This is a genomic window from Streptomyces sp. NBC_00878 (assembly GCF_026341515.1).
Taxonomy (GTDB): domain Bacteria; phylum Actinomycetota; class Actinomycetes; order Streptomycetales; family Streptomycetaceae; genus Streptomyces.
This window is the reverse complement of sequence record NZ_JAPEOK010000001.1, coordinates 9980781-9994130: the sequence shown is the minus strand read 5'-3', so window position 1 is coordinate 9994130 and position 13350 is coordinate 9980781. Positions and strand designations below refer to the sequence as shown.

15 protein-coding genes are annotated in these 13350 nt (G+C 71.5%); 12 read left to right on the top strand and 3 right to left on the bottom strand.

Annotation, left to right across the window (positions count from 1 at the left end):
• Positions 1 to 62 precede the first annotated feature (62 nt).
• Entirely contained in the window at positions 63 to 455 is a 393-nt protein-coding gene (locus tag OHA11_RS43580) for an SseB family protein (RefSeq protein WP_266506486.1), read from the bottom strand.
• Between the two features lie 358 nt (positions 456 to 813).
• Here OHA11_RS43580 and OHA11_RS43575 point away from each other — a divergent pair, with 358 nt between their 5' ends.
• The 3 genes from OHA11_RS43575 (at position 814) to OHA11_RS43565 (ending at position 2425) form a co-directional block, all read left to right on the top strand.
• Positions 814 to 1398: a TMEM165/GDT1 family protein gene (locus OHA11_RS43575; protein WP_266506484.1), complete on the top strand. Its 585-nt coding sequence runs from the start codon at positions 814 to 816 to the stop codon at positions 1396 to 1398.
• Positions 1399 to 1552: 154 nt separating this feature from the next.
• A complete protein-coding gene (locus OHA11_RS43570; RefSeq protein WP_266506482.1) occupies positions 1553 to 1903 on the top strand; it encodes a VOC family protein in 351 nt (116 codons plus the stop codon).
• Between the two features lie 75 nt (positions 1904 to 1978).
• A complete protein-coding gene (locus OHA11_RS43565; protein ID WP_266506480.1) occupies positions 1979 to 2425 on the top strand; it encodes a MarR family winged helix-turn-helix transcriptional regulator in 447 nt (148 codons plus the stop codon).
• A 36-nt stretch (positions 2426 to 2461) separates the two neighbouring features.
• On the opposite strand, the gene OHA11_RS43560 is transcribed toward OHA11_RS43565, so the two are convergent.
• Positions 2462 to 3319, bottom strand: coding sequence for a LysR family transcriptional regulator (locus OHA11_RS43560; protein ID WP_266506478.1), 858 nt, complete (start codon positions 3317 to 3319; stop codon positions 2462 to 2464).
• A 341-nt stretch (positions 3320 to 3660) separates the two neighbouring features.
• Here OHA11_RS43560 and OHA11_RS43555 point away from each other — a divergent pair, with 341 nt between their 5' ends.
• The 9 genes from OHA11_RS43555 to OHA11_RS43515 all read left to right on the top strand — a co-directional run bounded on the left by OHA11_RS43555 (position 3661) and on the right by OHA11_RS43515 (position 12788).
• Positions 3661 to 4383 (top strand): lysophospholipase, encoded by a 723-nt coding sequence (locus OHA11_RS43555; RefSeq protein ID WP_266506477.1) that lies wholly within the window; start codon positions 3661 to 3663, stop codon positions 4381 to 4383.
• Positions 4380 to 5225, top strand: a complete 846-nt coding sequence (locus OHA11_RS43550; protein WP_266506476.1) for a sulfurtransferase — start codon at positions 4380 to 4382, stop codon at positions 5223 to 5225. The genes OHA11_RS43555 and OHA11_RS43550 overlap by 4 nt, the downstream gene beginning before the upstream one ends.
• A 53-nt stretch (positions 5226 to 5278) precedes the next feature.
• Positions 5279 to 6163, top strand: coding sequence for an ABC transporter permease (locus tag OHA11_RS43545; protein WP_266506474.1), 885 nt, complete (start codon positions 5279 to 5281; stop codon positions 6161 to 6163).
• Between the two features lie 62 nt (positions 6164 to 6225).
• Positions 6226 to 6987 (top strand): ABC transporter ATP-binding protein, encoded by a 762-nt coding sequence (locus OHA11_RS43540; RefSeq protein WP_266507849.1) that lies wholly within the window; start codon positions 6226 to 6228, stop codon positions 6985 to 6987.
• On the top strand, positions 6984 to 7964 hold the full coding sequence (locus OHA11_RS43535) for an ABC transporter substrate-binding protein (RefSeq protein ID WP_266506472.1): 981 nt from the start codon (positions 6984 to 6986) through the stop codon (positions 7962 to 7964). The genes OHA11_RS43540 and OHA11_RS43535 overlap by 4 nt, the downstream gene beginning before the upstream one ends.
• A gap of 64 nt (positions 7965 to 8028) precedes the next feature.
• Positions 8029 to 9129: an LLM class flavin-dependent oxidoreductase gene (locus OHA11_RS43530; protein ID WP_266506470.1), complete on the top strand. Its 1101-nt coding sequence runs from the start codon at positions 8029 to 8031 to the stop codon at positions 9127 to 9129.
• Positions 9130 to 9235: 106 nt separating this feature from the next.
• Positions 9236 to 10246, top strand: a complete 1011-nt coding sequence (locus OHA11_RS43525; RefSeq protein WP_266506468.1) for an ABC transporter substrate-binding protein — start codon at positions 9236 to 9238, stop codon at positions 10244 to 10246.
• Positions 10243 to 11403, top strand: coding sequence for an acyl-CoA dehydrogenase family protein (locus OHA11_RS43520; protein ID WP_266506466.1), 1161 nt, complete (start codon positions 10243 to 10245; stop codon positions 11401 to 11403). Before OHA11_RS43525 ends, OHA11_RS43520 begins: the two co-directional genes overlap by 4 nt.
• Complete coding sequence (locus OHA11_RS43515) at positions 11400 to 12788, top strand: FAD-binding oxidoreductase (RefSeq protein WP_266506464.1); 1389 nt, start codon at positions 11400 to 11402, stop codon at positions 12786 to 12788. Before OHA11_RS43520 ends, OHA11_RS43515 begins: the two co-directional genes overlap by 4 nt.
• Before the next feature lie 115 nt (positions 12789 to 12903).
• On the opposite strand, the gene OHA11_RS43510 is transcribed toward OHA11_RS43515, so the two are convergent.
• Positions 12904 to 13311, bottom strand: a complete 408-nt coding sequence (locus OHA11_RS43510; protein WP_266506463.1) for an SseB family protein — start codon at positions 13309 to 13311, stop codon at positions 12904 to 12906.
• Positions 13312 to 13350 lie beyond the last annotated feature (39 nt).

Genomic DNA, 13350 nt, shown 5'->3' with positions numbered 1-13350 from the left:
GGAGCGTGCATGGCGTCGCGAGGCAGGCGGGAATTGTCAGACAGGCCCTAGTCCGAGGCGCTTCACGCGGCCTTGAGGGGTGGGCCCAGCAGCAGGTGCACGCCCTCCGCCGACAGCGTCACGGCCTCGGGTGAACCCGGGTCGATGGTGAGCGCCAGGCCGCGCCCGGGCCAGTGGGCGGGAATCATGCCCAGAGGTACGAGGTGGTAGCACTGGACGTCCGGCATGGCCTGCGCCATCCGCTCCTCGGACGTGAAGACGAGGACGGCCCGGCCTGTGACCGGCAGGGTCAGTTTCCGCGTCTGCGTGTCGGAGGCCGGCACCAGCACCTTGGTCCCCGCCAGCCGCGTCCGCGCGTCGCCGTCCAGGCCGTTGTGGGCCAGGACGCTCAGAGCGCGCAGGATCACATCGGACGTGTCGTCCGAGGTTGTCGCTTCGTGAAGTGAGCCGTTCATGAGGGGTTCCGCTCGTGTAGTCGCGGGCTGGACCATCCCTTGCCCGTCCGCGTCGAGTGCTCTTCGCATACCCCCGGCCCGCACGCTCATGCGAGATCCGTATGGGTGTCCTGTACACTGAGTGACTGCGAAGGGGAGTAGTCCTGCGAACCGGTCGTCGACACACTGGAGCCCTCGGGTTCCCGGTGGCCGGGCCCGCGTGATCACACGGGTGGACGAGACCTTCGGCCAGGCATTGATGTGCCCGCGAATCCTTGCGGGCACCCCGTCATGCCGGGCCGATCGGTTCTCCCGTCGCCCCAGCCGAGGGCGCTTCGCGAAGATCCGGGGGCCCGGTCCTCACAGAGAGCCACCCGGTATGCATCTCGACCCTCTGGCGATCCTCACCGCCTTCGGGCTGATCTTCCTCGCCGAGCTGCCCGACAAGACGATGTTCGCGTCGCTGGCCATGGGCACCCGTATGCGCCCGCTGTACGTGTGGTTCGGTACCTCCACCGCGTTCGTCGTGCATGTCGCGATCGCCGTCGGCGCCGGAAGCCTCATCGGCCTGCTGCCCGACTGGACCGTCAAGACGGTCTCGGCCGCGCTGTTCGCGTTCGGCGCCTTCATGCTGCTGCGCGGCGCAGGGGACGACGACGGGGAAGACGCCGGAGGCAGGACAGTCACCGGCTTCTGGCCCGTCTACACGACCGCCTTCATGGCCGTCTTCATCAGCGAGTGGGGTGATCTGACGCAGATCACGACGGCCAATCTCGCGGCCACCAACGGCGTCGCGTCCGTGGCCGTCGGTTCCGCGGCCGCCCTCATGTCGGTCTCCGCGCTCGCGCTGCTGGCCGGACGGTTCATCGCCAAGCGCGTACCGCTGAAGACCGTGCAGCGGATCGGCGGGCTGTGCATGCTCGGGCTCGCCGTCTGGTCGGTGGTGGAGATCTTCGCCGGCTGACGGGCAGCTCTGCGGGGCGACCGGTCAGGATCGGAGAAGCAGGCTCGCGCCATGCGGCCATAACGTGGTTCCACCGGCGAAAAAACCGGTCCGAAACCGGTGATGACCACCAGTGGCGACCACCGGTGGAACCACGACAGCGAAGGAGCCCGTCATGTCCGAAGGCCTCAAAACGATCACCTACCCCGTCAAGGACCTCGACCGGGCCAAGGCACTGTTCGGCACGCTCCTGGGTGTGGAGCCCTACGTGGACCAGGCGTACTACGTGGGCTTCCGGGCACCGGGCGGGCCGGAGGTGGGGCTCGACCCCAACGGCCACGCCAAGGGCCTGACCGGACCCGTCCCCTACTGGCATGTCGCCGACATCGAGGCAAGCCTGGCCGGTCTCGTCGGCGCCGGCGCCGAGGTGGTCCAGGACGTCCAGGACGTCGGGGGCGGCACACTGATCGCGTCCGTGAAGGACGCGGACGGCAACAGCGTCGGCCTCATCCAGGAGGCACCCTGAACAGGGTGAGCAACTGCATGCAACCGCACTAGTTGCACGCTCAATAAACGCCGCTTTTCCTGTTACCGTGCGGATATGGCAGCAGAGAAGGCCACTCCCCGGCTCGAGGACCAGTGGCGGGACATCCTGTCGGTGCACGCGCGCACCATGTGCGAGATCGACCGCGAGCTCCATCCGCACGGACTGGGCGCGAGTGACTTCGAGGTGCTCGACGTCCTCGTGTCGAGCACGGCGGCCGCGAGCCGGAACTCGAATGCGGGCGCGGACGCGAAGGCGAGCACGGGCTCCGGCTCGGTCGAGTCGTGCCGGGTGCAGAACATCGCCGACCGGGTCCATCTGAGCCAGAGCGCCCTCTCCCGTCTCATCGGCCGTCTGGAGAAGGAGGGCCTGGTGGAGCGGAGCGTCTGCCAGGAGGATCGCCGCGGGGTCTGGGTCGCCCTCACCCGCAAGGGCCGCGACCTGCACACCGAGGTACGTCCGCTGCAGCGCGCCGTCCTGGCCCGCATGCTGGCCGAGGGCTGAGTCACTCCGCCAGGAGCTGATTCCCCCTGCGGGGGCTCACTCCGCCGGGCGCAGCAGATTCCGTACGGCCTCGAACGCCGCCGCGGCCGTCGCCGGGTCGGCGCCCGGCCGGGCCAGCGCGCTCATCGGTATCGGTGTGACCGACGGCAGTCCGTCATACGGGCTCAGCCCGTCCGGAGCGGGCCCGACCGCGGCGAGCAGAGCCACGCCCACACCCGTGCGCGCCACGTCGAGAACCCCCGCGAGATAGCCGGCGTCGCCCACCACCGTGGCCGCTACTCCGTGTGCGGCGAGGGTCGCGATGGCCCGGCGGCGGATCGCGCACGGGTCCTCGATGGCGACCAGCGGGACCGGAGCGGGCGCGGGCGGCGGCGCCCAGCCGGGAGTGGCGTGCCAGGTCAGCGGAAGGCCGCCGACCGGGGTCCCCTCGGTGGCGGCCGCCTCCGTCACGTACACCGCGACATCCACGCTGCCTCGCTCCACGGCCTCGACGAGCCGTGCCGAGCGGTCGATCCGGAAGCGCACCCGGCAGCCGGGCCGCACCTCCTGGACGGCCGCGGTCAGCCGGGGCAGGAACTGGTCGGCGGCGTGCTCGGTGGACCCGATGGTGACGGTGTCGCCCTCGGTGTCGAGCAGTACCCGTACGGCTTCGTCGTGGACGGCGAGTATGCGGCGGGCCTGCTCCACGAGGAGACGGCCCTCCGGGGTGAAGCGGGTGCCCCGGCCCTCGCGTTCAACGACCGGACGCCCCAGCGTCTTCTCCAGCCTGCGCACATGCTGGCTGACCGCGGACTGGCTGAGGGCGAGGGAGTGGGCCGCGCGGTGAAAACCGCCGCAGTCGGCTATCGCGGTCAGGCTGCGCAGCGCCACGATGTCCAGGACAGGTTGGGGCATACGGCGACCGTAGCCCGTTTCCCGCACCGATCGCGATCGCTGATCGATTTCGATGCGGAATCGTCGTTGGACGGAATCCGTCCTGGCCGGTCATGATGAACGCATGGTTCCCACGACCGCTTCCGCTGCCCTTCTGACGCAGCGCCGAGTCATCGACTTCGGCGTGGCGTGCAGCGCGCGCTGTCGTTGATTCCCCGCCGGTCACCGGCGTTCCCGCTCGCCCTCCACTGATCGTGTCTCGGCTGTCCTGACGCGTGTGGACGGGCCGCCGCTCCTCCCCCGCGCTCCTCCGCTGCCCCGCTCTTCCTTTCCCCTGCCCTGAACAAGGGAGTTGCTTCCTCATGCCCTCCTCGCTGTCCACCCCGCCGTCCACCTCCTGGGACGAGCCCGAAGGTCTCGCCGCCCGCGGCACGCTGATCGTGCTGGCCGGCCGGGGCGAGCACGGGGGCGTGTACGAGCGGTTCGGCCGCCGGCTCGCCTTCGACGCCTACCGCGTACGCGCCCTCGGTGACCCGGTCGCCGATCCGTCCGTGCTCGACGCCGCGGCCAAGCTCCTCGCCGACGAGTCACTGCCCGGCCCGAAGGTGCTGGTCGGCTCGGACACGGGTGCCCTGTACGCCGCTCGGCTCGCCGCCGAGCAGACCCCGGGGATCGACGCGCTGATCCTGGCCGGTCTGCCCACCGCCCCCTGGGCGTCCGGGAGTTGGGAAGCCGAGGTCGAGGCACGCACCGCCTGCCCCACGCACCAGGCACGCCTCACCAACGACCCGGGCTTCCGGCGCGGGGCACTGGACACGACCCCGGACCTGCCGGAGCCGCGCCTGGATCTCGTGCGGGTCCCGGTGCTGGCCCTGCACGGCGCCGACGACACGGTGAGCCCACTCGCCGATGCGCTCAGCGCGTACGAGGGGCACGCCGACGTGCGGACCGTGACCTTCAAGGGCGGCCGGCACGACGTGCTCAACGACGCGCTGCACCGCACCGCCGCCGCCACGGTCGTCCTCTTCCTCGAACGGCTGCGCCTCTCCCCCGAGCTCCCCGCGATCGCGGAGGGTCTCGCATGAGCGCCCGGGTGACGACGACGGTCGCGGAACTGCGCGAGCTGCTCGCCTCCGGGCAGCCGCCCGTCGTGCTCGACGTGCGCTGGGCGCTGGGTGACCCGCACGGCCGGGACCACTACACGGCCGGCCACATCCCGGGGGCCGTGTACGTCGACCTGGACCGCGAGCTGGCCGGTCCGCCGAGCCCGGAGGGCGGCCGTCATCCGCTGCCGGACCTCGTGGATCTGCAGGCCGCGGCGCGGAGTTGGGGTCTCGGGGGCGGGCGTCCGGTCGTCGTCCACGACGACCTGGGCAACACGGCGGCGGCGCGTGCCTGGTGGCTGCTGCGCTGGGCCGGAGTGCCGGAAGTGACCCTGCTGGACGGGGCGTTGGGCGCGTGGCGGGCGGCGGGGCTGCCTCTGGAGTCGGGTCCGGGCGCACCGGAGCCGGGGGACGTCGTCCTCCGGCCGGGCGGGCTGCCGGCGACGGACGCGGACGGGGCGGCCCGACTGGCCGTCGCGGGGCTGCTGTTGGACGCCCGCGCCGGAGAGCGCTATCGCGGTGAGCAGGAGCCGGTCGACCCTCGCGCGGGCCACATCCCGGGCGCGGTCTCCGCCCCGACCGGCGAGAACCTCGCGGCCGACGGGACGTTCCTGCCGCCGGAGGTGCTGCGCAAGCGGTTCGAGGACCGGGGTGCCGGAGACGCGGCGGAGATCGGCGTGTACTGCGGGTCCGGTGTCACCGCGGCCCATCAGATCGCGGCCCTCGCGATCGCCGGTTTCGACGCGACGCTCTTCCCCGGCTCCTGGTCGGCCTGGTCCGCCGATCCCGACCGCCCCGCGGCGACCGGTTCCCTGCCGTCCTGATGCGCACCGAGCAGTCCCGAACCGCCTTCTGCCGTCCCGAGAGGAAAACCGCCATGCCGACGCAACAGATCGGGGTGACAGCCCCGGTACTGAAGAAGCCCGAACCGCCCGCCGAGCCCTCACCGGCCCGCGTCACCATCCGCGGTACGGCGCACCTCCCCCGCCGCCGCCTGTCCGTCCCCCGTTCCGTACGCCGGGCCGCCGGACCGGTCGGGCTGGTGCTCCTGTGGCTCCTGGGCTCCGTCACCGGTGTGCTCCCGGAGTCCGTGCTCGCCTCGCCCGTGGACGTCGTGGACCAGGCCGTCGAGCTGACCAAGAACGGCGAACTGCCCAGCGCCATCGCCGCGTCGGGGCGCCGCGCGGCGACGGGCTTCCTCATCGGAGGCACGGTCGCGCTGTCGCTGTCCCTGCTCGCCGGGCTGTTCCGGCTCGGGGAGGACGTCATCGACTCCTCCATGGGCATGTTCCGGGCGATTCCGTGGGTCGGTCTGATCCCGCTGTTCATCGTCTGGTTCGGCATCGAGGAGACGCCGAAGATCGCGCTGGTGGCCCTCGGCGTGACCTACCCGCTGTACTTCAACATCTACGGCGGCATCCGTTCCACCGACGCCGGGCTCGTCGAGGCCGCACGGATGATGGGGCTCGGCAGGCTCGGTCTGATCCGGTACGTCATCCTGCCGAGCGCGCTGCCCGGGGCCCTCGTGGGACTCCGGTACGCCCTCTCCACCGCCTGGCTGGCCCTCGTCTTCGCCGAGCAGATCAACGCCGACGCCGGGCTCGGCTATCTGATGAGCAACGCCCAGCAGTACTTCCGTACGGACGTCATCGTGCTGTGCCTCGCCGTGTACGCGCTGCTCGGCCTCGCCTGCGACTTCGCCGTACGGGTCCTCTCGCGCCGCCTGTTGGGCTGGCGTGCCTCCTTCGACGGCGAGGCGTGACCATGACCGCGAACACCGTGAACACCGTGAAGTCCGAGCCCGCGCCGGCGACCGCTACGACCGTGGGGAACAGCGTCGAGATCCGGGGGCTGTCCCGCGCGTTCGACGGCAACACCGTGCTGCACGAGCTCGATCTCGACATCCGTGAGGGCGAGTTCGTGGCCCTGCTCGGCCACAGCGGCTGTGGCAAGTCGACCCTGTTGCGCATCCTGGCCGGGCTCGACGACGAGATCGGCGGCGAGGTGACCGTGCCCGCCCGGCGCAGCGCCGCGTTCCAGTCGCCGCGGCTGCTGCCCTGGCTGAAGGTGTGGCGCAATGTCGTCCTCGGGCTGCCCGGCCGGCCCGACCGGGCGCTGGCCGACAAGGCGCTGGACGAGGTCGGGATCGCCGAGCGGGCCACCGTCTGGCCCAAGACGCTCTCCGGTGGTCAGGCCCAGCGCGTCTCGCTGGCCCGTGCCCTCGTCCGCGAGCCCGAACTCCTGCTCCTGGACGAGCCGTTCGGCGCCCTCGACGCGCTGACCCGCGGCAAGGTGCAGCAGCTCGTCGCCGAGCTGTGGGAGCGGCACGGCTGCGCGATCCTCCTGGTCACGCATGACGTGGAGGAGGCACTGCTGCTCGCCGACCGCGTCCTGGTGATGGACGAGGGGCGCATCGCCCACGAGGTCACCGTCGAGCTGCCCCGCCCCCGCGATCTGACCGCCCCCGAGTTCGTCACGCTCCGCGCCCGCCTGCTCGGCTGGCTCGGCGTCACCCACACCGGCACCTCCGACGTCCCCAACTCCCGTACCCCCAACTCCCGTACCCCCGAAGGGAACACCTCGTGAAGCGCACCACCTTCCGTACGCTCGCCGCCGCTCTCGGTCTGAGCGCCCTGCTGACGGTGACGGGATGCGGAGGGGATTCCGCCGCGGACACGGCCGGCGGCTCCTCGGACGTCACGCTCACCATCGGCGACCAGGCCAAGACCCTCCAGACGATCTTCGCGGGATCCGGTGCTCTCAAGGGGGCCGGCTACAAGGTGAAGTGGGCGGAGTTCGAGGGCGCGGCCCCGCTCTACCAGGCCGTGCAGGCGGGCGCCGCCGACACCACGTACTCCGCGGACCTGCCCGCGCTCCAGGCGCTCAGCGGCGGAGTGAAGTTCAAGAACGTCGCCGCCCTCAAGAACGACGGGCACCACACCGGGATCGTGGTCCGCGAGGACTCGGACGTGAAGAGCGTGAAGGACCTCAAGGGCAAGAAGGTCGTGGTGTCCTCCGCGAAGGGCAGCATCGCCGAGTACCTGCTCGCCAACGTGCTTCAGCAGAACGGCCTCAAGTACTCCGACGTGAAGGTGCAGTACCTGCTGCCGACCGACGCGCAGGCCGCCTTCTCCTCCGGGAAGATCGAGGTCTGGGCGACCTTCGGGGTCTACCAGGCGGTCGGCCTCCAGCAGGGCGGCAGGCTCCTCGTGGACGGCGCCGACGGTCGGATCAGCGGCTACGGATTCATCGGCGCCTCCGAGAAGGCCCTCGCGGACAAGGCGAAGAAGGCCGCGCTCGGCGACTTCCTGAAGCGGCTCGGTACGGCCCTGAAGTGGACCAGCACCCACCAGGACGCGTACGCCGACGCCATCGTCGAGCGCAACGGCGCCGACCCCGCGATCGCGAAGACCCTGGCCTCGGCCGCGTACAGCAAGGTGCTGCCCGTCACGCCCGAGGTGAACGGGACCGTCCAGGACGTCGCCGACCTGATGCACGGGATCGGTGTCCTCGACCCGAACGTCGACGTAGCGAAGTCCGCCGACGCCTCCGTCCTCAAGTAGCCGCCGAGAGCACTGAATAGCCGCCGAGAGCCCTCAAGCGGCTTTCCGAGCAAAGGAGTTCGCCATGCCTGTCGAGTTCATCAGCGCCGTGCACACCGACGCCGGGGCGTCCGGTCCTGCCGCCGCGAGCCGTACCGGTCTCGATGTCGACCATCTGCGCAGGTACGCCCGGGCGTTGGACGACGGAGGCTTCGACCACACGCTGGTCGCCTATCACTCGGCTTCACCGGACGCCTTCCAGGTGGCCCAGTTCGTCGCCACCCACACCGAGCGCATCCGCCCGATCCTCGCGCACCGGCCGGGCGTCATCTTCCCGACGCACGCGGCCCGTGCGCTCGCGACCCTCGACCGGATCAGCGACGGCCGGCTGACGCTGCACATCATCTCCGGGGGCAGCGACGAGGAGCAGCACCGCGAGGGCGACTACCTCGACAAGAAGGAGCGGTACGAGCGCTCCGACGAGTACATCCAGATCCTGCGGAAGGTGTGGCAGGCCGACGGGCCTGTGTCCCACGAGGGCACGTACTTCACGTTCGAGGGCTACTACTCGGATGTGAAGCCGGTGAACGGCCTGGTCCCGATCTCGGTCGGCGGATCCTCCCAGGACGCGTACCGCGTCGGCGGGCAGCAGGGTGACATCTTCGGGCTGTGGGGCGAGCCGCTGAAGGAGACGGCCGAGCAGATCGCCGCCGTCAACGCGGTCGCGGACGCCGCCGGGCGCCCCCGTCCCCGTATCTGGGTGTCGTTCCGCCCGATCATCGCGCCCACCGACGAGCTGGCCTGGGAGAAGGCGCACCAGACCCTGGGCGTGCTGAAGGACCAGGCGAAGAACACCGAGCTGCTGCGCCACTACAAGACGAGCGGCCGCCCCGCCAACGTCGGTTCGCAGCGGCTGCTGGACATCGCCGAGCGGGGCGAGGTGCACGACCGCTGCCTGTGGACGGCCCCGGCGGTCGCCACCAACGCGGCGGGGGCCTCGACCGCGCTGGTCGGCTCCCCGGAGACGGTCGCGAAGGCGCTGCTCGACTACGTGGACATCGGCTGCGACCTGCTGTCGATCCGTGGCTACGACCCGCTCAACGACGCCATCGACTACGGCCGTCACATCCTGCCGCTGGTCCGGCAGGAGCTCGCCCACCGCGCCGCGGCGGACCGGGCCGCCTGACTTCGCGGCCCGACGTCCCCTTCTTGCCCCCCTCTCGTCCTCCCCCTCCGCCGTCCCCCGTCCTCCGTACATCGCCGTCTGAATCGATTCCTCTCATGGAGACTCCGTGTTCCGTCGCACCCTGCTCACGTCCACCGCCGCGCTCGCCCTGCTGCTGCCGTTCGCCACGGCCTGCGGAGGCGACGCGGGGGCCGAGTCCTCGTCCTCCTCCGACCTCTCCTCGGTGACGCTGGCCGTCGGCGCCACCGGCTGGAAGAACGAGGAGGCCGTACTCAAGTTCGCCCGCCTCGACGACACTCCTTACAAGGTGAAGTGGAGTCTGTTCCAGGGCGGTGACCAGCAGCTCCAGGCCGTCCGCGCCGGAGCCCTCGACCTGGCCTCCTCCAGCGAGATCCCGCCGATCTTCGCGGCCGCCGACGGCAAGCCCAACTTCAAGGTCGTCGCCGTACAGCGCGGCAGCACCCTCAATCAGGAAGTCGTCGTCCCGAAGGGCTCGGAGGTGAAGGACATCGCGGGTCTGAAGGGCAAGAAGGTCGGCTACGTGCAGAACACCACCGCCCACTACTTCCTGTACGAGCTGCTCAAGCGGGCGGGTCTGAAGTGGACGGACATCGACGCCAAGCCTCTCCTGCCCAACGACGGGCTCGCCGCCCTGAACGGCGGCGGCATCGACGCCTTCGCGTCCTACGGCACGTCCGTCATCACCGCGCACCAGCAGGGCGCCGTCACGGTCGGCTCGGGCAAGGACGTCCTGTCCGGCAACTTCCTCTGGTCGGCCCGCGACAGCGTGCTGAAGAGCCCTGCCCGGCGGGCCGCCGCGGCCGATCTGATCGCCCGGATCACCGAGGCGTACGCGTACATCCGTGACGGCCGCGAGCAGGAGTTCGCGAAGGTCGTCGCCAAGGCGACGCACCAGCCCGTGGCCCAGGCGGAGAAGGACTTCCGTGACGCGCAGGCGCAGCGCCCGACCCAGGCCAGGACGGTCGGCGACGACACCATCGCCTCGCAGCAGAAGGTCGCCGACGCGTTCACCGAACTGGGCGCCCTGAAGGAGAAGCTGGACGTGAAGTCCTTCTGGAGCCGCGCACTCGACACCGATCTGGAGAAGGCCCTGTGACCGTGAACTCCCGCGCGAACCCGGACATGAGCCCGGACGCGAACCCGGACATGATCGCGCGCCTCGCCGAACTCGCCGTGGGATACGACCGGTCGGGTGCCTTTCCCGCCGAGTCCGTCCAGGTGGTGCACGAGGCCGGGCTGCTCACCGCGACCGTCGGGGAGCGGTACGGCGGCCGGGGCGCCCGGGTCGAGGAGACCGCGCGCATCCTGCACACCCTCGGCCGGGGCGATCCGTCCGTCGCCCTGATCACGGCGATGACCCTCAACACCCACGCCCGCGAGGCCGTACGACCGACGTGGCCCGAGGAGCTGTACGCGCGCGTGCTCAAGGAGTCCGAGGAGCGGCCGGTTCTCGTCAACCACGCGCGCGTGGAGCCCGATCTGGGTTCTCCCGCGCGGGGCGGACTGCCCGCGACGGTCGCCCGGCGCACGGCGGACGGCTGGTCGGTCAGCGGACGCAAGCGGTTCGTGACGGGGGCGGAGGGGCTGGCCTGGTTCCTGGTGTGGGCGACCACGGATGAGGCGGAGCCGCGCGTGGGCACGTTCCTGGTGCCCGGCGGCTCCCCGGGCATCGAGATCACCGACCGGTGGGACCAGCTGGGGCTACGGGCGAGCGGCAGCCACGACGTGACGTTCCGGGACGTGGAGGTCCCATGCGAGCACGTCATCGGGCTCGGCCCGTACGGTCCCGCGAGCGAGCAGGACAACCGGGCCGGAGCCTCGCTCCATCTCCCGCTCGCCGCCCTGTACGTGGGGGTCGCGCGTGCGGCGCAGGCGTTCTTCCACACCTTCGCGCACGCGCGCGTGCCCGCCAATCTCGGTCACCCGGTGGCCCGTACCGACCGCTTCCGCCGGACGGCCGGGGAGATCGAGGTGCTCCTCGCCACCGCCGAACAGCTGCTCTTCGACGGAGCGGCGCGGGTCGACGCCGGCGACTCCGCCTACCCGCCGGAGCAGGCCCTCGGCGCGCGCGTGCTGGCCGACCGGCACGCGGTCCGGGCCGTGGAACTCGCCGTGCGGCTGCTCGGCAATCCTGGACTGGCCCGCGGCAATCCTCTGGAGCGGCACTTCCGTGACATCCAGTGCGCGCCCGTGCACGCGCCCCAGGAGGACGTCTCCCTGTTCGCCATCGGAACGAAGGCACTCGACCTGTGACCGCTCCCGCGACGACCGCTCTCGAATCCACGAAGGCCGCCGAACTGCTCGGGCTGCTGGCCCGTGACCTGGCCCCCGACCGGCTGGCCACCGATCCGCGCACGCTGGCCGCGCACGCCACCGACCGTTCCGGTGCCCGCTCCGACGGCAGTCCCCTGGCGGTCGTCCACGCCCGGCGCACCGAGGACGTGACGGTCACCCTTCGGCACGCGCATGCCCTGGGAGTGCCGGTCGTACCGCGGGGCGCGGGCACCGGTCTGTCGGGCGGCGCGACCGCGGGCGAGGGTGTGCTGGTCCTCGACCTGTCCGGGATGAACCGCATCCTGGAACTGTCGGCGGACGACCAGCTCGCGGTGGTCGAACCGGGCGTGATCACCGCGGAGGTGGACCGCGCGGCCGACGCCCACGGGCTGCGGTACGCGCCCGATCCGGCGAGCGCCGCGCTGTCCACGATCGGCGGGAACATCGCGACCAACGCGGGCGGCCTGCGCTGCGCCAAGTACGGCGTGACGCGGGACAGCGTGCTCGGTCTGGAGGCGGTGCTCGCGGACGGCACGGTGATCAGGACCGGCCGCCGTACGGTGAAGGGCGTCACCGGCTACGACCTCACCGCCCTGCTCACCGGCTCCGAGGGCACCCTCGCGGTGATCACCTCGGCGACGCTGCGGCTGCGGCCCGTCCCGGTGGCGACGGCCACGCTCGCCGCGTACTTCCCGTCCTTCGAGGCCGCCGCCGAGGCGTCGTACGCAATCAGCCGGGCCGGGGTCGAACCGGCGCTCGCGGAGCTGGTCGACGGGCCTGTGCTGCATGCCGTCGACCCCGAACTGCGTGAGCGGGGCGCGGCGTTGCTGGTCGTGCAGTGCGACGGCGCGGGCGCGGCCGTGGAGGCGGAGACGGTCGCGCGGCTGCTCACCCCGCTGGCGACGACGGTCGAGGTGACCGACGATCCCGCCGAGGCCGAGTCGCTGCTGGCAGCGCGGCGGCTGGTCCTGCCCGCCCTCGAACGGGTGGGCCGGCCGCTGATCGAGGACATCGCGGTACCGCGCTCGCGGCTCGCGGAGGCGGCTCGCGAGGTCCGTGCCATCTCCGCACGCCATGATGTGCCGATCTTCACCCTCGCGCACGCGGCCGACGGGAATCTGCATCCGATCATCGTCGTGGACCCGGCCCTGGACCGGCTCCCGGACGCCGCGTGGGAGGCGGCGGGCGAGATCTTCGCTCTGGCGCTGCGCCTGGGCGGCACGCTCACGGGAGAGCACGGGGTGGGCGTCCTGAAGCGGCAGTGGGTCGCGGAGGAACTGGGACCCGAGGCGCACGCGCTGCAGCGCAGGCTCAAGGAGGCGTTCGATCCGAGGGGGATCCTCAACCCCGGCAAGAGCCTCTGACTGTCGGAGATCGCGCGGTTTCCCTGTGTCGCTGGGCGAGGGTGCGCCCCGTCAGGGGCGCGGGGAACTGCGCGACCAGCCGCCCCCAATCACCCGCACCCGACCCTCGTCAGCCTCAGGCGTGCGGCCGCACCAGCAGGGTGCGTACGCCCTGGGAGCTGAGCGTCAGCCCATGCGGCGCACTCGCGTCGATGCTCAGCGAGACGTCACTGCTCGGCCACTGCGCGGCGAGCATGCCCAGGGGCACGAGGCGGTAGCGCGACACGGAAGGCAGCAGTTCCGCCATCCGCAGCTCCGAGGTGAACACGGGCACCAGCGGCTCCCCGTCCGGCTGCTCGATCACGGGCAGCGCCACAACGGTGGGATCACCTGCGGCCTCGTCGTCGGCGTCGTCCGGCACCGGGACCAGCACGTCACTGCCGGCCAGGGTGTCCAGGGCGGCGCCGTCCTCGGCGTTCTCGGCCAGCGCGCTCAGCGCACGCTCGGCCGCCGCCGTGGCGTTGTCGTTCGAGGAAATATCCATGGCACATCCCGACGTAGTAACGAAAACAATCGCCCGGGC